Source organism: Rhizobium halophilum, assembly GCF_021648825.1.
Taxonomy (GTDB): Bacteria; Pseudomonadota; Alphaproteobacteria; order Rhizobiales; family Rhizobiaceae; genus Neorhizobium; species Neorhizobium halophilum.
The window spans coordinates 76,668-94,092 of record NZ_JAKJHS010000011.1 but is presented as its reverse complement, the minus strand read 5'-3'; the positions used below and the strand labels follow the sequence as shown (position 1 = coordinate 94,092).

Here is a 17,425-nt window from a genome sequence, read left to right as displayed (position 1 = left end):
CAGACGAGCCGCCGAGGACGTCAGGAAACCGTGACGTGTACTGCGCCGGCTTCTTCGAAGGCCCGCCGTGCGGCAGGAAGATCCTGCTCCCTCACATCCGCCGAAACCTCGAGCTCCCCCTCTGTGGGTGCATCGGCGCGTATGGTTTCGCTATCACGGGAGGGCGCATCGCCGCCGGAGGGCGTTGCGCCGGAGGTATTTCTCGAGCCAATCGCTTGAACGAAGACGTCCCCTCGGTTGATCCCGTGCTCCTGTGTGAGGTGCTCGATCGCGCGATCGGCGGCTTCGCGGGTGGCAAATCGACCGTTGATCGTTCTTGCGCTCTCATCGGACATTGGTTTCTCCTTTCATCCTCATCAAAGCCGATCACCACGGTTGGTTCCGTCGGCTCAATCGAGCGTCTCGGCGGTTGCACAGTAGGACGCCGGGCGAAGCCTGTTTGCCGCGACGGTGATCGCACGGGCCTGGTTCAGGGATTGTTGTTGGAAGGAGCAGGTTGGCGCACGATCCCTGTAGCCGGAGCACCGTTGGGAGCAGGATCCGTTCCGCCGGGCGGCCTCAGCGCCCCCCAGATGAAGATTGCAGCAAGGAAGACGCCGAGCCCAAGGAGCGCCCAGAGCGATAGAGAACGGCTGCTGCGCGATCCCGGTCTCTCCTGTTCCTCGTATTCCGTAGCGGTGTCTTTCGCGCCGTAACGGCGAGGCTTGCTTGGCACCTTCCTTACTCCTTTGGAGAAAGAACTGCAGGAAGCAGAAGATGTTCCTCGCGCACTGCACGGAATGCCGGTGCTACTGACGTGCTGCTGCCAAGAGAATTATGGAGCGAGGGTGTCTTCAGGCGGTTCTGGAACTGCGGTAGACGGAGACGCCAAGTTCGCGGATCTTCTTGCGCAAGGTGTTGCGGTTGAGGCCCAGAAGATCGGCTGCCTTGATCTGGTTGCCGCGAGTCGCCGTGAGAGCAGCGAGTATCAGCGGATACTCCATCTCGCGCAGCACGCGATCGTAGAGCCCGGACGGCGGAAGACCCTCCCCGAAACCGGAGAAATAGCTGCGCATGTTCTCCTCCACCGCCTGGGCGATCGTGAGCGACCCGTTGCGCGGCGTCATCTTGTCGATCGGGCTGTCGGGCGTGTCGGTGCGGAGCTCCGCCTCGACGATCTCTCGGGTGATGACTTCCTGCGGGTACAGCGCCATCAGGCGGCGCATGAGGTTTTCCAGCTCGCGGACGTTGCCCGGCCAGGCATAGGCCTTCATTGCGTCCAGCGCTTCCGTGTCGAAACGCTTGACGTCGAGACCTTCTTTCTCGCCCATCTGCGTGAAGTGGCGGACGAGATCCGGAATGTCTTCGGCACGGTCGCGCAGCGGCGGCAGGCGCAGCGGCACGACGTTGAGGCGGTAATAGAGATCCTCGCGGAAGAGGCCCTGATTGATGAGCTGCTTCAGGTCCTTGTTGGTCGCAGCGACGATGCGGACATCGGTGCGGATGGGGGTACGTCCGCCAACGGTGGTGTATTCACCCTGCTGCAAGACGCGCAGAAGCCGCGTCTGGGCGTCCATAGGCATGTCGCCGATCTCGTCGAGGAAAAGCGTGCCACCCTCCGCCTGTTCGAAACGACCGGTGGAGCGGGACTGCGCACCGGTGAAGGCACCCTTCTCGTGTCCGAAAAGCTCCGACTCGATCAGGTCCCGCGGGATGGCAGCCATATTGATGGCGACGAAGGGACCGTTGCGGCGCTTGCCGTAATCGTGCAGCGCCCGGGCGACGAGTTCCTTGCCGGTGCCGGACTCGCCGGTGATCATCAGCGTCAGGTCCGTCTGCATCAGGCGGGCAAGTACGCGGTAGATTTCCTGCATGGCGGCGGAGCGACCGACGAGCGGCATGCCGTCCTGCGTATCGTCGTCGAGGCGGGCGGACTTCTTCTTCGGTTCGGCGAGCGCGCGCCCGATGATTGCGATCAGCTCGGTCAGATCGAATGGCTTCGGGAGATAGTCGTAGGCGCCTTTCTCCGATGCCTTGATGGCGGTCATAAAGGTGTTTTGGGCGCTCATGACCAGGACCGGCAGGTCGGGACGCGCCTTCTTGATGCGGGGCAGAAGATCGAAGGCGTTCTCGTCCGGCATCACCACGTCAGTGACCACGAGATCCCCCTCGCCCGCCGACACCCAGCGCCACAGGGTAGCGGCATTGGAGGTGATGCGGACGTCGTAGCCGGCGCGGGTGAGCGCCTGGTTCAGCACAGTGCGGATGGCCGCGTCGTCGTCGGCGACAAGGATCGTGGCAGTCATTTGGCTTTTCCTGTGATGGTATGGACAGCACCGGGTTCGACCGCGGGCGCCTCCTTGTGCATCGGCATAAGGACACGGAAGATCGTGCGGCGGTTCTGGCTGTCACATTCGACAATGCCGCCATGGGCACCGATGATCTTGGCGACCAGTGCCAGTCCGAGCCCGGACCCGTTGGTCTTGGTGGTGATGAAGGGGTCGAAGAGATTGGGCAGCAGATCGGCCGGCACGCCGGGTCCGTTGTCGATGACGCAGAATTCCAGCGGCAGCGAGATCTTTTCGCGCGAGCCCGCGACCGACAAGCGTATGCCGGGGCGATAGGCGGTCGTCAGCATGATTTCGCCATCGGGCTGGTCGGCAATCGCTTCGGCGGCGTTCTTCACCAGGTTGAGGAAGACCTGCACCAACTGGTCGCGATTCGCATGGACGGGCGGCAGCGACGGGTCGTAGTTCTCCGAGATCCTGATGTTGCGGCCAAAGCCCGCCTTGGCGATCGCCTTCACATGATCGAGGACCGAATGGATGTTGATCGGCTGACGGTCGACGGGGCGCTCGTCGGAAAAGACCTCCATGCGATCGACGAGGGAGACGATCCGGTCCGTCTCGTCGCAGATCAGGCGCGTCAGGGCGCGATCCTCATCCGGGACCGAGGTTTCCAGAAGCTGTGCTGCACCGCGAATGCCCGAAAGCGGGTTCTTGATCTCGTGCGCCAGCATGGAGGCGAGCCCCGTCACCGAGCGGGCGGCGGCGCGGTGCGTCAGCTGCCGGTCGATCTTGTCGGCCATGGAGCGCTCCTGGAAGACGACGACCACGGAGCCTGGCTCGCTCGTGACAGGTGCGACATAGAGGTCGACGAGCTTGTCCTGCCCAAGACGCGGTGAGGACAGGTCGACGCGGTATTCGTTCACTGGTGCCTTGCGCTCCCGGACTTGATCGATCAGCGCGAGAAGCGGGCTGCCGAAGGGGATCAGCGTGGCGATCTCGTGGCGGGCAAGCTGCGCGGCACTAGCGCCGAAGAAGGATTCAGCCTCCCAATTGGCAAAGGCAACGTGACCGAGCGGATCGACAAGGATCACCGGGTTCTGAACAGAGTTCAGGACTGCAAGCGCGAGTGCATCCCCGGCTGCCGACTGAGTGTTGCTCATGCCGCCTTCCTTTCGGGAGCATCGCGCGCCGCGCCGAGTGCCTGCATCATCCGGCGTATGACGTCCTGCGGATCGACCGATCGAAAGATGGCCGCCTTGTCCTCGCCCGAAACATCCGGAGCGAGACGATCAAGATACCAGCCCAGGTGCTTGCGGGCGTGCCGCAGCCCGGCCTCCCGGCCATAGAAGCCAAGCATCGCTTCGTAATGCTCGATGGCGATATCAAGCTGCATGTCCCGCGACGGCGCGGGATGTCCCGCGATCGCGCCGACATGCCATGGCCTGCCCTGCGCGCCGCGGCCGAGCATCACCGCGTCGGCACCGGAGCGCTCCAGGATTTCGCATGCGTCCACTTCGGACTGCACGTCGCCGTTGGCGATCAGGGGAACCGAGATCGTCTCGCGGACCTGGCGGATCGCGCTCCAGTCCGCCCTGCCCTCATAGAACTGCATGCGGGTGCGGCCGTGGATCGTTACGAGCTGGATGCCAGCATCTTGCGCCCGCCGCGCGATCTCCGGCGCGTTGATCGAATTCTCGTCCCAGCCGAGGCGCATCTTCAGCGTTACCGGGACGTCCACCGCCGTTACCGTCGCCTCGATCAAGGAAAGCGCAAGGTCGGGGTCGCGCATCAGCGCGGAGCCAGAATAGCCGCCGGTGACCTTCTTGGCTGGGCAGCCCATGTTGATGTCGATGATATCCGCACCGTTGTCGGCGGCGATCCGCGCTGCCTCAGCCATCCAGTGTGGCTCACGACCGGCGAGCTGAACCATGTGCGGCCCCAGCCCCGCCCGCTTGAGCCGCGCCCAGGATTCGCCGCGGCTCATCGCGAGCTCGCGGCTTGCGATCATTTCGGTTACGACAAGACCTGCACCCCATTTCCAGGCGAGTTCGCGGAACGGCAGATCGGTCACTCCGGACATCGGCGCCAGGACCATTCTGTTTCTGATGGTGACCGGACCGATGCTGAATGGGTCGGCGAGATGCGGAACAGGCAAATGACGATCTTTCGGGCACGTAAAATTAATGCACTATTTTTAGCCAGCGTTTTCGCGGACCACAAGAGCAATCGCAAAAAAACAAGACGATAAGGGCGCGGCTGGCAAAACGCCTTGTGAGTCTATAGTGCTCCACTGTCAACTCTTCATGTCAGCAACAGCTTTGGGTCGTGGCTCATTCATGAACATCGGGATCGTCATCGTCGCTGCCGGCCGCGGCGAGCGCGCAGGAACGGAGGACGGGCCGAAGCAGTATCGCCTGATCGGGGAAAAGCCAGTCATTGTGCACACGCTTGCGGCCTTCCTGAACTGGCGAAAGAGTGGCCCGATGGTGGTCGTCATCCATCCGGACGATCGTGACTTATTTGCCGATGCCATCAAGGGCATGGCTGGGGCGGAACGCATCTCTGTCGCTATTGGCGGAGCGACCCGGCAGCAGTCAGTGCTTTCCGGCCTGAAAGCCCTCGCTCAGACGGATGCTACCCAAGTCATGATCCATGACGGCGCGCGGCCTTTCGTCGACGGGCCGCTTCTCGACCGAGTCGCATCCCGGCTGGCCGCTGGCGAACAAGCGGTCCTGCCTGCCCTGCCCGTTACTGATACGCTCAAGCGTGGCAGCCAGGATCAGGTGCAGGAGACGGTTTCCCGCCAAGATCTCTACGCGGCGCAAACGCCGCAGAGCTTTCTCCTGGCAGCTATTTTAGAGGCACACGAGAAAGCGGCTGCGTCTGGCCGCGACGACTTTACGGACGACTGTTCGATCGCGGAGTGGGCCGGCATGCCGGTGGCGCTGGTGGAAGGGTCACCGGACAATGTAAAACTGACAGTTAAGCGAGATATCATCATGGCGAACCAGAAGCTCTCGGCAGCGGCACTTCCGGATGTCAGGACCGGCAACGGATATGACGTGCACCAGCTGGAGCCGGGCGAGGGCGTCACGCTGTGCGGCGTCTTCATCCCGCACGACCAGAAGCTGAAGGGGCATTCGGACGCCGATGTCGCCTTGCACGCGCTGACCGACGCTTTGCTCGCGACCTGCGGTGCCGGAGACATCGGTGACCACTTCCCGCCCTCCGATCCGCAGTGGAAGGGCGCGCCCTCCAGAATCTTCCTCGCGCGCGCGGCAGAGACCGTGCGCTCGCACGGCGGAACCATCATGAATGCCGACGTGTCACTGATCGCCGAAGCGCCGAAGGTCGGCCCGCACCGGCAGGAGATGCGAGAGCGGATGGCCGAGATCCTCGGCATCAGCCTCGACCGCTGTTCGGTCAAGGCGACGACCAACGAGACGATCGGCTTCGTCGGCCGGCGGGAGGGCATTGCCGCCATCGCCACCGCCACAGTCGTCTATCAAGGCACCGCGGAATGACCCTGTTTCCGGCGGAGATCGAAGAGCAGGCGACAAAGATCATCGCCCTCTACAAGGGGCGACGGCTGATGCTCTCCACCGCCGAATCCTGTACGGGCGGGCTGATCGCAGGCGTGCTGACGGAGGTGTCCGGCTCATCGGCCGTCGTCGACCGCGGCTTGGTGACCTATACGAACGAGGCGAAGGTGGACCTTCTGGGCGTTTCTCCGGCGACATTGGCGGAGTTTGGCGCCGTTTCGAAGGAGACTGCGCTGCAGATGGTGCACGGCGCACTCTACCGGTCGAATGCGCAGGTGGCCGTGGCCGTTACCGGCATCGCCGGGCCGACGGGAGGCTCCCCTGAAAAGCCGGTAGGACTCGTGCACCTGGCGGTCAAATCCAGGGCGGGAGAGATCATCCACCGGGAGCTGCGCTACGGCGCCATCGGCCGAAGCGAGGTAAGGCTCGCGACGATTGCAACGGCGCTGGCGATGCTGGCGGAAGCGGTTCAGGCCGGCGCGTAGATCTTGTCGGCGCGCGCTTCGAAGGCTTCGGCAAAGGTGCGGAAGGCGCGGTCGAACATGGAACCCATCACCGCACCGAGGATCCGGCTCTTGAACTCGTATTCGATGAAGAAGTCGACGATGGATCCATCCGGCGTCTCACGGAAGCGCCAGCGATTATCGAGATACTTGAACGGGCCTTCGATGTACTTAACGTCAATGGCAAGCTCGGCGGGATTGAGCAGCACCTGCGTGGTGAACGTCTCGCGGATTGCCTTGTAACCGACTGTCATGTCGGCGATCAGCAGCGTCTTGCCGTCGCGCTCCTTGCTGGAGCGAATGGTCAGCGCCTCGCAGAGCGGCAGGAATTGCGGATACTTCTCCACATCGGCAACCAGGGCGTACATCTGCTCAGGAGAATGCTTGACGGGGCGGTGAGTCTCGAACTTTGGCATAGAGCGGAGTTAAGCCTGCCGCCCAAGAGAATCAAGAAGTTCGCGCACCTGTCGCCGCGATTTAAGCTCGAGGAGAGGCATAGCCGGCTCGTAGGCAGCAAGCGCTGCGATCACCGGCGCGTGATCCCGCTCGAAATTCCAGATGTAGCGCAGGAAATCCAGGTCCAGCCGCTCGGGGCAGCCAGGCGTCATTTCCGGCCTTGTCCTGCCAAGCCACATCAACCAGCGGGCCGCGACGCCCCAGATGCATTGTAGCCGCGGAATGCGAACCCAGAGCACGACATCCGTTCTGGGCAGGCGCAGATCGAAGCTAGAGGCGTTCGTGCCATCCATGATCCAGCTTTCCTGTTTCACCACGCTGGCGATCAGCTGACGCTGCTCAGTCCGCCCGCGGGTGACCCACCCGGGCAACCAGAAGAACTCCCGATCCATGGAGACATAAGGAAGCCTCAGCCGGTCAGCGAGCGCCAGCGAGAGCGTCGTCTTGCCGCCGCCCGAGCAGCCAATCACGAGCACGCGCCTTGCATCACGCAGGACGCCCGCTGCCGCCTCAACGTTTTCGATTTGCATGGCAAGGACACCCTATCGAGAAGCCGCGACAAGAATTGCCGCGGCCCAACAGGAATGCAAGGCGGAGCTGGTCCGACTATTCCGCGGCCTGAAGCACCTTCCGCTCCCGCGCTGCGCGCAGACGCTCGAAGTCGTCGCCGGCGTGGTGGGACGAACGGGTCAGCGGGCTTGAGGAAACCATCAGGAAGCCCTTGGTATAGGCAACCGTTTCGTAGGACTTGAACTCTTCCGGCGTGACGAACTTCATCACCGCGTGGTGCTTGCGGGTCGGCTGCAGGTACTGGCCGATCGTCAGGAAGTCGACGTCGGCGGTGCGCAGGTCGTCCATCAGTTGCAAGACCTCGTTGCGTTCCTCGCCAAGGCCGACCATGATGCCCGACTTGGTGAACATGGTCGGGTCCAGTTCCTTCACCCGCTGCAGGAGGCGGATGGAGTGGAAATAGCGGGCGCCGGGGCGCACCGTGAGATAGTTGCCGGGGACCGTTTCAAGGTTGTGGTTGAAGACGTCCGGCTTGGCAGCCACGACGCGCTCGAGAGCGCCCGGCTTCTTCAGGAAGTCCGGCGTCAGGATCTCGATCGTCGTGGTCGGCGAGGCTTGGCGGATCGCCCAGATCACCTTCTCGAAATGCTCGGCGCCGCCATCGTCGAGGTCGTCGCGGTCGACGGAGGTGATGACGACGTGCGACAGGCCCATCTGCCGGACCGCCTTGGCTACGTTTTCCGGCTCCAGCGGATCAAGTGCATTGGGTCGGCCGGTCGTAACGTTACAGAAGGCGCAGGCGCGGGTGCAGATCTCGCCCATGATCATGAAGGTTGCGTGCTTCTTGTCCCAGCACTCGCCGATGTTGGGGCAGCCGGCTTCCTCGCAGACGGTGACGAGCTTGTGCGAGCGGACAAGCTCGCGCGTTTCCATGTAGCCCTTGGAGACAGGCGCCTTGACGCGGATCCATTCCGGCTTGCGCAGCACCTCGGTGTCGGGCTTGTGGGCCTTTTCCGGATGGCGAACGCGCTTGACTTCTTCCGTTGCCGTTCTGTCGAGAATGGTGACCATCAACTACCTGCCTTCGCCGCAGACGCGGCTTTCCGTCAACGACGGACGATTTTCGCGAGGAATAACAGAACGCAGGAGCCGATGAAACCTGTCACCAGGAAACCCAGCCACCCGCCTGCGACATGGATGTCGGCGCTCTCGAAGGCAGCACTTGCGACGATCGCGCCGACGATGCCGATGAAGATGTTCATGAACAGGCCGTAGCGCATGTTCATGAACTTGCCGGCCAGCCAACCCGCCAGCCCGCCGATGATGATTGCGGCAAACCAACCCACGCCTTCCATGCCATCCTCCGATTTCGATCTACATGTGGGCGGTGCCGGAACTGGGAACAAGTCCGGCACCAGCGCCAAGATGTCAGGCGTTGAGGACCCGGCCGTAGGCGTCCAGCACGCTTTCCTTCATCGTCTCCGAAATGGTCGGATGCGGGAAGATCGTGTGGATCAGGTCCTCTTCCGTCGTTTCCAGGTTCATCGCGACGACGAAGCCCTGGATCAGTTCGGTCACTTCCGCACCGACCATGTGAGCGCCGAGCAACTCGCCGGTCTTCTTGTCGAAAATGGTCTTGACCATGCCCTGATCTTCACCGAGCGCCACGGCCTTGCCATTGGCGGCAAAGGAGAAGCGGCCGACGCGGATGTCCCTGCCCTGCTCCTTGGCCTTGGCTTCCGTCAATCCAACGGAGGCGACCTGCGGGTTGCAGTATGTGCAGCCGGGGATCTTTGCCTTGTCCATCGGGTGGACGTTCGGCAGGCCGGCAATCTTCTCGACGCAAATGACGGCCTCGTGCTCGGCCTTGTGGGCGAGCAGCGGCGGGCCAGCGACATCGCCGATGGCATAGATGCCAGGGACGTTTGTCTTGCCGTAGCCGTCGATGACGATGAAGCCGCGATCGGTCTTCACGCCGATAGCTTCAAGCCCGATGTTCTCGATGTTGGCCTGGACGCCGACGGCGGAGATCATCCGGTCCGCGGTGATCGCCTGCGTCTTGCCGTCCTTCGTCTCGACATGAGCGGTGACAGAGTTTGCACCCTTCTCCACCTTGGTGACCTTGGCTTCGAGCAGGATCTTCATGCCCTGCTTGTCGAACTGCTTTTTGGCGAAGGCGGAGATCTCCTCGTCCTCGACCGGCATGACCTGCTTCATGATCTCGACGACAGTCACGTCGACGCCCATGGTACGGTAGAAGGACGCGAACTCGATGCCGATGGCGCCCGAGCCCATGACGAGCAGCGACTTTGGCATTTCTTCCGGCTTCATGGCCTCGAAATATGTCCAGATCAGCTTACCGTCCGGCTCGATTCCCGGCAGCGCGCGCGGACGAGCGCCGGTCGCGACAATGATATGCTTGGCGGTGTAGGTCCCCTCGCCCAGCGTGTTCTTCGGCACGGGACCCTGGGGCTGGACGATCGGCTTGGAGATCTTGCCGACGACGATTTCGCCGGGCTTGGTGATCTTTGCCTCGCCCCAGATGATGTCGACCTTGTTCTTCTTGAACAGGAAGCCGACGCCATTGTTCATGCGGGCCGCAATGCCGCGCGAGCGCGCGACGATCGCCTTGATGTCCGGCTTGATCGTGCCTTCGAGAGTGAGACCGTAGTCTGCGGCATGACTAGCGCTGTGCATCACGTCGGCAGAACGCAAAAGCGCTTTCGTCGGAATGCAGCCCCAGTTGGAGCAGATGCCAGCGAGATGCTCGCGCTCCACAACGGCAACCTTCATGCCGAGCTGGGCGGCGCGGATCGCGGCAATATAGCCGCCGGGGCCGGAGCCGATGATGATGACGTCATAAGCGTTGGACACTGGCCTTCATCTCCTGTTCTACCTGGGCGAGCCAACCGCAGCTGGCCCTTGCCCAGCGGGATTGAAGCACCAGAGGCATCACGCCCGTGTCAGCATCCCGTAAATCTCGTCCTTCAGAACCATCCGGCGCTTGCGCATGTCTACCATGTGCGCATCGCCGACCGGCTCCACCTCCGTCTCTGCTCGATGGATGGCGCGGTTGACGTCGCGATAATCCTCGAGCAGATCGGCAAAATGCTCGTCGCTGACCTTCAGCGTGTGCAACTTGCCCGCATAGTCTGGAAATTCGTCGTGAATTTCGTGCGGCGTGTTCGACATGGTCTGTCTCCTCTTCGTCAAACGATGAGGACCAGCCATAAAGAACGTGCCCGTCTAGTCTTTGATCGTGGTCAACTCCATCAACAAGACTGCGTCAGATACCAAGCATCATGCGCACGATGGGCTCGAACCCCTTGCCGAGCGCGCGCGTGTTTTCAGCGTCCAGATGTACGCCGTCGATTGGGGTCGTTGTGGCAACCGACGCAGCATCGTAGAAGCCGCAGCCCATGTCGTCGGCCAGATCGCGGTAGAGTGAGGCCAGCATCTGCGACTGCTCGACGCCGCCGGCAAACATCGCTGCGAAGACCGGATCGGCCGTCTCGCGAAGCGGAGGTGGCGAAACGACGAGCACGTCGGGCGCATCATAATCGAACGACCACTCGTGATGCCGGATCAGCCCGACCAGACGCTGCATTCCCTGCCGCGCCGCGATTGCGGTGCCGGCGATCGCCGGCTTCATGTCGTTGGTGCCGAGCATGATGATGACGAGGTCGAGCGGCATGTGCGTGTGCAGGACCGTTGGGAAGGTCTTCACGCCGTTGCGGTCGCAATCTGCCAGCAGATCGTCGTAGCCGGTGGTGCGACCATTCAGGCCCTCGGGGATGACGTTCACTTCAGGGCCAAGGGACGAAGCCAGGACGCTCGGCCAGCGATCCTCGAACAGGTGACGACCCGGACCTTCCGGATCATACCCCCAGGTCAGCGAATCGCCGTAACACAGGACGGTTCTCATGCTCATACGCCAGTCACTTCCTGCCGCCTCTGCTTGCGCTTCTGCAAGCCCGGCTCCTACTTGCCCTTTGTGAGCGCGTCCACCTTGCGCTCCAGCTCGAAGATCCGCTCCTCGAAATCGCCGGTCACGAACTTCGACATCATGGTGTCGGCCGTCAGCGCCTGGCGGATGGTCTTCTGGCCGCTCTCCAGCTTGTCGAGCTGCTGCTTCATACCCTGCATTTCACCACGCATCTCACGCATCTCGCCACGCATTTCCCGCAGCATCGGCATGATCATATCAACAGGTTCATCAGCCATCTGAAGCTCCTTGAGGACCTCTGTCTTCACCTCACCCAAGATATGGAGATCACGGCATGAAAAGTCACGACCCGGCCTCCAGTGCCGGAGCGGACACCCTTCCCCGAAAAGGGGAAGGTCCGGTCACTTACACCAGCATTCCCATCGGGTTCTCGACGTGGCGCTTGAAGGCGGCGGCGAGTTCGGCGCCGAGGGCTCCGTCGATGACGCGGTGGTCGAAGGCGAACGTCGCCGTCATCACCGTGGCGATCGCAATCTCGCCGTTCTTCACCACCGGCTTCTCGACACCGGCACCGATCGAGACAATCGAGGCATGTGGCGGGTTGATGATGGAGGTGAAGTTGGCGACGCCGAACATGCCGAGATTGGAGACGGCCGTGGTGCCGCCCTGGTACTCGTCGGGCTTCAGCTTCTTGTCGCGGGCACGCCGGGCCAAATCCTTCATCTCGTTGGAGATGATCGACAGGGTCTTCTGCTCCGCCTTCTTGATGATCGGCGTGATCAGGCCATCCGGAATGGAGACGGCGACGCCGACATCCGAATGCTTATGCATGAGCCGTGCCGTCGAGGTCCAGGAGGCGTTTGCCGCCGGAACGTCGCGCAGCGCCAACGCCATGGCCTTGATGACGAAATCATTGACCGACAGCTTGAAGGCCGGGACGTCACCCTTGTCAGTCTTTCTCATCGGCGCCGACTTGTTGATCTCGGCGCGCAGCTTCAACAGCGCGTCGATCTCGCAATCCATCGAGACGAAGTAGGCCGGCACCGTCTGGTGCGATTCCAGCAGGCGCGAGGCAATCGTCTTGCGCATGCCGTCATGCGGCAGGAGTTCGTAGGAGCCCTCTTCGAAGAGGCGCAGGACGGCGTCGTCGCCCGCACCCTTTGCCATCGCAGGCGCGGCAGCCTGAGGTGCTGCGGCGGCTGCGGCCGGTGCTGCCTTGCCGGTACCGGAGGAGACGGCCTTTTCGATGTCGGCCTTAACGACGCGACCATGCGGGCCGGAGCCGGAGACGGCCGAAAGATCAAGCCCGGCGTCCTTGGCGAGACGGCGGGCCAGTGGCGAGGCAAAAATGCGCTCGCCGGAGGCGGCCTTCGGTGCAGGCGTCGAGGGTGCGGGCGGGGTATCGACAACCGGCTGCTCAGCCTGCGGCTTGGCAGGCTCGGCCTTCGGTGCTTCCGCCTTGGCTTCCGCCGGAGCGGCAGCAGGCTTGGGCGCATCTGCAGATGCGCCGCCAGAGGCTGCGGCCTCCTTCACATCCTCGCCTTCACCGGCGAGGATAGCGATCAGCGCATTGACCTTGACAGCTTCGGTGCCGGCCGGGACGACGATCTTCGCCACCGTGCCTTCATCGACGGCTTCCACTTCCATGGTTGCCTTGTCGGTCTCGATCTCGGCAATCACGTCACCGGGGGCGACCGTGTCGCCCTCCTTGACCAGCCACTTCGCCAGGTTGCCCTCTTCCATCGTCGGCGAGAGGGCAGGCATGGTGATGTTGATCGGCATCTGCGCCCTCCCTTACTTGTAGCAGACGGTCTTCACCGCCTGGACGACCTCGCCGACATTCGGCAGGGCCAGCTTTTCGAGGTTGGCCGCATAAGGCATCGGCACGTCCTTGCCAGCGATCGTCAGGATCGGCGCGTCGAGATAGTCGAAGGCCTGCTGCATCACGCGGGTGGCGATTTCGGTGCCGACCGAGTTCTGCGGATAGCCTTCCTCGACGGTGACGAGGCGGCCGGTCTTCTTGACCGATTCGATGACGGTCGGCAGGTCCATCGGGCGGATCGTACGCAGATCGATCAGCTCGACATCGATGCCTTCCTTCTCCAGCTCCGCGACGGCCTTCGTGGCATAGGTCATGCCAATGCCGAAGGAGACGATGGTGGCGTCCTTGCCCTGCTTGTGGATGCGGGCCTTACCGATCGGCAGGACGAAATCATCCAGCTTCGGCACGTCGAACGACTGCCCGTAAAGGATCTCGTTTTCCAGGAAGATGACCGGATTAGGATCGCGGATCGCGGCCTTCAATAGGCCCTTCGCGTCGGCTGCCGTGTAGGGCATGACGACCTTGAGGCCCGGGATGCTGGAATACCACGCGGCGTAGTCCTGACTGTGCTGGGCGGCCACGCGGGCAGCAGCACCGTTCGGGCCGCGGAACACCATCGGCGCACCCATCTGACCGCCGGACATATAGAGCGTCTTGGCGGCCGAGTTGATGATCTGGTCGATCGCCTGCATGGCGAAGTTGAAGGTCATGAACTCGACGATCGGGCGCAAGCCGGCCATGGCGGCACCGACGCCGACGCCGGCAAAGCCGTGTTCGGTGATCGGAGTATCCACCACGCGGCGAGCGCCGAACTCCTGAAGAAGGCCTTGGGTGACCTTGTAGGCACCCTGGTATTCGGCAACTTCCTCGCCCATGACGAAGACGGTCTCGTCGCGGCGCATTTCTTCGGCCATGGCATCGCGCAAGGCTTCGCGGACGGTGGTGGAGACCATTTCTGTCCCTTCCGGAATGTCCGGATCAGCAGCGACATCGATCTTCGGCTGGGCCGGGACCTTGTTGTCGGCGGAGGAAGCGGGCTCATCCTTGGCTTCACGAGCCTTTCCGCCTGCAGCGTCCGAGGTCGCCGCTGGCGTGTCGGCATCGGCCTTCGCCGCCTCAGGCTGAGCGGGCTTTTCCGCCGAGATGGAATCGGCGCTTTCGCCTTCCTGCAGAAGGACGGCAATCGGCGTGTTGACCTTGACGTTTTCGGTGCCGGCGTCGATCAGCAGCTTGCCGATCACGCCTTCGTCGACGGCTTCCACTTCCATCGTCGCCTTGTCGGTCTCGATTTCGGCAATGACGTCGCCGGAGGTGACCTGGTCACCTTCCTTCTTCAGCCACTTGCTGAGGGTGCCCTCCTCCATGGTCGGGGAAAGGGCGGGCATGAGGATATCAATTGGCATTCTAGTGTCCCTCCCCGGATCAGAGCAGAATATCGGTGTAGAGCTCGGAGGTATCCGGCTCGGGATCGGACTGGGCGAAGTCTGCCGAGTCGGAGACGACGTCGCGGACGTCCTTGTCGATCGCCTTCAGCTCTTCTTCCGTGGCCCAATGCTTCTCGAGAAGACGATTCTTCACCTGCTCGATCGGGTCGTGCTCCGAACGCATCTTCTGCACTTCATCCTTAGAGCGGTACTTCGCCGGGTCGGACATGGAGTGACCGCGATAGCGGTAGGTCAGCATTTCCAAAATGATCGGTCCCTTGCCGGAGCGGCAATGCTCTGCCGCCTCGTCGCCCGCGGCCTTGACGGCGCGAACATCCATGCCGTCGACCTGGAAGCCCGGGATACCAAAGGAGGCGCCGCGCTGGGAGAAATCGGTCTGGGCGGAGGCGCGCGAGACGGAGGTGCCCATGGCGTAGCGGTTGTTCTCGATCACGTAGACGATCGGCAGCTTCCAGAGCTGCGCCATGTTGAAGCTTTCATAGACCTGCCCCTGGTTGGCAGCGCCATCGCCGAAATAAGCGGTCGAGATGCTGTCATTGCCGCGGTACTTGTTGGCGAAGGCCAGGCCGGTTCCGAGCGACACCTGTGCGCCGACGATGCCGTGGCCGCCGTAGAACTGCTTTTCCTTGGAGAACATGTGCATGGAGCCGCCCTTCCCCTTGGAATAGCCGCCCCTGCGCCCCGTCAACTCCGCCATGACGCCACGGGCGCTCATGCCGGTTGCCAGCATGTGGCCGTGATCGCGATAGCCGGTGATGACCTGGTCACCTTCCTTCAGCGACATCTGCATGCCGACAACGACCGCTTCCTGGCCGATGTAGAGATGACAGAAGCCGCCGATGAAGCCCATGCCGTAAAGCTGGCCGGCCTTTTCCTCGAAACGGCGGATAAGCAGCATGTCGCGGTAAGCCTGGAGCTCCTGCTGCTTGTCGAATTCGGCGATGGTGCCGCCGTTGAAGTCCTTCTTTGCAGGCTTTGCCGCGGATTTGCGGCCGGATACAGACGCGGTCTTGCTCGGCGCCATTCATCCCTCCCTTTGTGCTGCATTGTGTCATTTCTGAGCGTCACCATAGGGAAGAAACAGCACCCCAGCAATGCCATAAATGCATGGCACGCATTCCGTCCAAACCTATGATATTGTTAGTGAAAGTCAGATTAACTACAATCGAGTTAATCTAGAAGTAGTTGTTGAATATGACAATTTCGTCTTCGCGGGAGACGTTGAGCTGGTAGCGGGCGATCTCGTCCAGCATGTCCTTCTCGAGCGATCCGTCGCTCAGCAGCTGAACCTGGCGCTCGAGCGCCACGCGCCTCTCAGTCAGCGCCTCGAGCTCCGCCTGCCGCTCGAGCCGCTGACGCTCGAACTTTTCCGTCGCCACGAGACCGAGCTCGCCATGAAGCGAATGGTAGCCGAAATAGGAGAGGAAGGCGACAGTGATGAGCGGAAGAACGAAGCGACCGAGTTTTCTTTCCTTGTGATGCTTGGTCCACATGCCCCGCGACACCTCTGTAACGCATTACGACGCTTCAAATTCGCAGAACTTGCTTAAGCAATGGTTGACCAAAGGCCGGACATGAAAAAGCCCGGCAGAACCGGGCTTTCGAAGTTCGCTTCTGGAAGGCTTGGCTTACGACTTGATCATCGAACGGCCGGCATAGGCAGCCTGCGGGCCCAGCATTTCTTCAATGCGGATCAGCTGATTGTACTTGGCAAGACGGTCGGAACGCGACAGTGAACCGGTCTTGATCTGACCGCAGTTGGTGGCAACCGCGAGATCGGCGATCGTGGAATCTTCTGTCTCGCCGGAGCGGTGCGACATGACAGCGGTGTAGCGGGCCTTGTGAGCCGTCTCGACCGCATCCAAAGTTTCGGTCAGCGAACCGATCTGGTTGACCTTCACGAGGATGGAGTTGGCAACGCCCATCTTGATGCCGTCGCGCAGGCGGGCCGAGTTGGTGACGAAGAGATCATCGCCCACGAGCTGGCACTTGTCGCCGACGAGTTCCGTCAGCGTCTTCCAGCCGTCCCAATCGTCCTCTGCCATGCCGTCTTCGATCGAGATGATGGGATACTTGCCCACGAGCTCGGCGAGATATTCAGCCATGGCGCCAGACTCAAGTGTTCGGCCCTCGCCTTCCATCTCGTATTTGCCGTTCTTGAAGAATTCGGTGGAGGCGCAATCAAGCGCCAGGCAGACGTCGTCGCCCGGGGTATAGCCGGCCTTCTCGACCGACCTCATGATGAAGTCCAGCGCTTCCGGCGCGCTCTTGAGGCCCGGCGCGAAGCCGCCCTCGTCGCCGACATTGGTGTTGTGACCCTGCGCCGCCAATTCCTTCTTCAGAACATGGAAGATTTCCGAGCCCATGCGGACGGCTTCGCGGAGGCTGTCGGCGCCGACCGGCATGATCATGAATTCCTGGAAGTCGATCGGATTGTCGGCATGGGCGCCGCCATTGATAATGTTCATCATCGGCACCGGCAGCACATGTGCTGCCGCACCGCCGACATAGCGATAGAGCGGCAGGCCGGCCGATTCGGCTGCGGCCTTGGCGACGGCGAGCGAAACCCCGAGGATCGCATTGGCGCCGAGGCGCGACTTGTTCGGCGTGCCGTCGAGCGCGATCATCGTCTTGTCGATGTGGATCTGGCTCTCGGCATCGAAGCCGCCGATGGCATCGAAGATCTCGGTGTTGACCGCCTCGACCGCCTTCTCGACGCCCTTGCCGCCGTAGCGCTTGCCGCCATCGCGAAGTTCGACCGCTTCATGCGCTCCCGTGGAGGCGCCGGAAGGAACTGCCGCGCGGCCCATGCTGCCGTCTTCCAGATACACATCGACCTCAACGGTCGGGTTTCCGCGGCTGTCGAGGATTTCGCGTGCGACGATGTCGGTGATGGCGGTCATGATCTCTCCCTGAGGTGAACCTATTGCCCTT

General features: G+C 62.2%; 20 protein-coding genes. 2 read left to right on the top strand and 18 right to left on the bottom strand.

The window, feature by feature from the left end; genetic code table 11:
- Positions 1-20: 20 nt before the first annotated feature.
- From LXM96_RS18240 to dusB, 5 genes are all read right to left on the bottom strand, one after another.
- Positions 21-335: a hypothetical protein gene (locus LXM96_RS18240; RefSeq protein WP_239999991.1), complete on the bottom strand. Its 315-nt coding sequence runs from the start codon at positions 333-335 to the stop codon at positions 21-23.
- Positions 336-469: 134 nt separating this feature from the next.
- Positions 470-715 (bottom strand): hypothetical protein, encoded by a 246-nt coding sequence (locus LXM96_RS18235; RefSeq protein ID WP_239999990.1) that lies wholly within the window; start codon positions 713-715, stop codon positions 470-472.
- Between the two features lie 118 nt (positions 716-833).
- A complete protein-coding gene (gene ntrC, locus LXM96_RS18230; RefSeq protein WP_239999989.1) occupies positions 834-2,285 on the bottom strand; it encodes a nitrogen regulation protein NR(I) in 1,452 nt (483 codons plus the stop codon).
- Positions 2,282-3,427 (bottom strand): two-component system sensor histidine kinase NtrB, encoded by a 1,146-nt coding sequence (locus LXM96_RS18225; protein WP_239999988.1) that lies wholly within the window; start codon positions 3,425-3,427, stop codon positions 2,282-2,284. Before LXM96_RS18225 ends, ntrC begins: the two co-directional genes overlap by 4 nt.
- The gene (gene dusB / locus LXM96_RS18220; protein ID WP_239999987.1) at positions 3,424-4,362 is read right to left on the bottom strand and encodes a tRNA dihydrouridine synthase DusB; all 939 of its coding nucleotides are present in this window, start codon (positions 4,360-4,362) and stop codon (positions 3,424-3,426) included. The genes LXM96_RS18225 and dusB overlap by 4 nt, the downstream gene beginning before the upstream one ends.
- Before the next feature lie 241 nt (positions 4,363-4,603).
- Here dusB and LXM96_RS18215 point away from each other — a divergent pair, with 241 nt between their 5' ends.
- Positions 4,604-5,791: a bifunctional 2-C-methyl-D-erythritol 4-phosphate cytidylyltransferase/2-C-methyl-D-erythritol 2,4-cyclodiphosphate synthase gene (locus LXM96_RS18215; protein WP_239999986.1), complete on the top strand. Its 1,188-nt coding sequence runs from the start codon at positions 4,604-4,606 to the stop codon at positions 5,789-5,791.
- Positions 5,788-6,294 (top strand): CinA family protein, encoded by a 507-nt coding sequence (locus LXM96_RS18210; protein WP_239999985.1) that lies wholly within the window; start codon positions 5,788-5,790, stop codon positions 6,292-6,294. Before LXM96_RS18215 ends, LXM96_RS18210 begins: the two co-directional genes overlap by 4 nt.
- Here the strand turns inward: LXM96_RS18210 and LXM96_RS18205 are convergent.
- From LXM96_RS18205 to eno, 13 genes are all read right to left on the bottom strand, one after another.
- Entirely contained in the window at positions 6,279-6,728 is a 450-nt protein-coding gene (locus LXM96_RS18205) for a type II toxin-antitoxin system RatA family toxin (protein WP_239999984.1), read from the bottom strand. The two genes, LXM96_RS18210 and LXM96_RS18205, sit on opposite strands and share 16 nt — an antisense overlap.
- A gap of 9 nt (positions 6,729-6,737) precedes the next feature.
- Entirely contained in the window at positions 6,738-7,298 is a 561-nt protein-coding gene (locus tag LXM96_RS18200; RefSeq protein WP_239999983.1) for a P-loop NTPase family protein, read from the bottom strand.
- Positions 7,299-7,374: 76 nt separating this feature from the next.
- A complete protein-coding gene (lipA, locus tag LXM96_RS18195; RefSeq protein ID WP_239999982.1) occupies positions 7,375-8,349 on the bottom strand; it encodes a lipoyl synthase in 975 nt (324 codons plus the stop codon).
- Between the two features lie 35 nt (positions 8,350-8,384).
- Positions 8,385-8,633, bottom strand: coding sequence for a GlsB/YeaQ/YmgE family stress response membrane protein (locus tag LXM96_RS18190; protein WP_239999981.1), 249 nt, complete (start codon positions 8,631-8,633; stop codon positions 8,385-8,387).
- A 73-nt stretch (positions 8,634-8,706) separates the two neighbouring features.
- Positions 8,707-10,152, bottom strand: coding sequence for a dihydrolipoyl dehydrogenase (lpdA, locus tag LXM96_RS18185; protein ID WP_239999980.1), 1,446 nt, complete (start codon positions 10,150-10,152; stop codon positions 8,707-8,709).
- 78 nt (positions 10,153-10,230) lie between these two features.
- Positions 10,231-10,470 (bottom strand): YdcH family protein, encoded by a 240-nt coding sequence (locus tag LXM96_RS18180; RefSeq protein WP_239999979.1) that lies wholly within the window; start codon positions 10,468-10,470, stop codon positions 10,231-10,233.
- 94 nt (positions 10,471-10,564) lie between these two features.
- Positions 10,565-11,203: an SGNH/GDSL hydrolase family protein gene (locus LXM96_RS18175; RefSeq protein ID WP_240000013.1), complete on the bottom strand. Its 639-nt coding sequence runs from the start codon at positions 11,201-11,203 to the stop codon at positions 10,565-10,567.
- A gap of 56 nt (positions 11,204-11,259) precedes the next feature.
- Positions 11,260-11,502: a hypothetical protein gene (locus tag LXM96_RS18170; RefSeq protein ID WP_239999978.1), complete on the bottom strand. Its 243-nt coding sequence runs from the start codon at positions 11,500-11,502 to the stop codon at positions 11,260-11,262.
- 127 nt (positions 11,503-11,629) lie between these two features.
- A complete protein-coding gene (locus LXM96_RS18165) occupies positions 11,630-13,006 on the bottom strand; it encodes a pyruvate dehydrogenase complex dihydrolipoamide acetyltransferase (RefSeq protein ID WP_239999977.1) in 1,377 nt (458 codons plus the stop codon).
- 12 nt (positions 13,007-13,018) lie between these two features.
- Positions 13,019-14,449: a pyruvate dehydrogenase complex E1 component subunit beta gene (locus tag LXM96_RS18160; protein WP_239999976.1), complete on the bottom strand. Its 1,431-nt coding sequence runs from the start codon at positions 14,447-14,449 to the stop codon at positions 13,019-13,021.
- 19 nt (positions 14,450-14,468) lie between these two features.
- Complete coding sequence (pdhA, locus tag LXM96_RS18155; RefSeq protein ID WP_239999975.1) at positions 14,469-15,515, bottom strand: pyruvate dehydrogenase (acetyl-transferring) E1 component subunit alpha; 1,047 nt, start codon at positions 15,513-15,515, stop codon at positions 14,469-14,471.
- A gap of 151 nt (positions 15,516-15,666) precedes the next feature.
- Positions 15,667-15,984: an FtsB family cell division protein gene (locus LXM96_RS18150; protein ID WP_239999974.1), complete on the bottom strand. Its 318-nt coding sequence runs from the start codon at positions 15,982-15,984 to the stop codon at positions 15,667-15,669.
- Positions 15,985-16,119: 135 nt separating this feature from the next.
- On the bottom strand, positions 16,120-17,394 hold the full coding sequence (gene eno, locus LXM96_RS18145; RefSeq protein ID WP_239999973.1) for a phosphopyruvate hydratase: 1,275 nt from the start codon (positions 17,392-17,394) through the stop codon (positions 16,120-16,122).
- Positions 17,395-17,425 lie beyond the last annotated feature (31 nt).

What these genes read in the sequence shown, in the direction of transcription:
- LXM96_RS18150 (WP_239999974.1), bottom strand. Translation starts at nt 15,984, where the DNA reads ATGTGGACCAAGCATCACAAGGAAAGAAAACTCGGTCGCTTCGTTCTT.
- LXM96_RS18215 (WP_239999986.1), top strand. Translation starts at nt 4,604, where the DNA reads ATGAACATCGGGATCGTCATCGTCGCTGCCGGCCGCGGCGAGCGCGCA.
- dusB (WP_239999987.1), bottom strand. Translation starts at nt 4,362, where the DNA reads ATGGTCCTGGCGCCGATGTCCGGAGTGACCGATCTGCCGTTCCGCGAA.
- LXM96_RS18170 (WP_239999978.1), bottom strand. Translation starts at nt 11,502, where the DNA reads ATGGCTGATGAACCTGTTGATATGATCATGCCGATGCTGCGGGAAATG.
- LXM96_RS18190 (WP_239999981.1), bottom strand. Translation starts at nt 8,633, where the DNA reads ATGGAAGGCGTGGGTTGGTTTGCCGCAATCATCATCGGCGGGCTGGCG.
- pdhA (WP_239999975.1), bottom strand. Translation starts at nt 15,515, where the DNA reads ATGGCGCCGAGCAAGACCGCGTCTGTATCCGGCCGCAAATCCGCGGCA.
- LXM96_RS18175 (WP_240000013.1), bottom strand. Translation starts at nt 11,203, where the DNA reads ATGAGAACCGTCCTGTGTTACGGCGATTCGCTGACCTGGGGGTATGAT.
- LXM96_RS18240 (WP_239999991.1), bottom strand. Translation starts at nt 335, where the DNA reads ATGTCCGATGAGAGCGCAAGAACGATCAACGGTCGATTTGCCACCCGC.
- LXM96_RS18225 (WP_239999988.1), bottom strand. Translation starts at nt 3,427, where the DNA reads ATGAGCAACACTCAGTCGGCAGCCGGGGATGCACTCGCGCTTGCAGTC.
- LXM96_RS18165 (WP_239999977.1), bottom strand. Translation starts at nt 13,006, where the DNA reads ATGCCGATCAACATCACCATGCCTGCCCTCTCGCCGACGATGGAAGAG.
- lipA (WP_239999982.1), bottom strand. Translation starts at nt 8,349, where the DNA reads ATGGTCACCATTCTCGACAGAACGGCAACGGAAGAAGTCAAGCGCGTT.
- LXM96_RS18210 (WP_239999985.1), top strand. Translation starts at nt 5,788, where the DNA reads ATGACCCTGTTTCCGGCGGAGATCGAAGAGCAGGCGACAAAGATCATC.
- LXM96_RS18200 (WP_239999983.1), bottom strand. Translation starts at nt 7,298, where the DNA reads ATGCAAATCGAAAACGTTGAGGCGGCAGCGGGCGTCCTGCGTGATGCA.
- ntrC (WP_239999989.1), bottom strand. Translation starts at nt 2,285, where the DNA reads ATGACTGCCACGATCCTTGTCGCCGACGACGACGCGGCCATCCGCACT.
- eno (WP_239999973.1), bottom strand. Translation starts at nt 17,394, where the DNA reads ATGACCGCCATCACCGACATCGTCGCACGCGAAATCCTCGACAGCCGC.
- LXM96_RS18180 (WP_239999979.1), bottom strand. Translation starts at nt 10,470, where the DNA reads ATGTCGAACACGCCGCACGAAATTCACGACGAATTTCCAGACTATGCG.
- LXM96_RS18160 (WP_239999976.1), bottom strand. Translation starts at nt 14,449, where the DNA reads ATGCCAATTGATATCCTCATGCCCGCCCTTTCCCCGACCATGGAGGAG.
- LXM96_RS18205 (WP_239999984.1), bottom strand. Translation starts at nt 6,728, where the DNA reads ATGCCAAAGTTCGAGACTCACCGCCCCGTCAAGCATTCTCCTGAGCAG.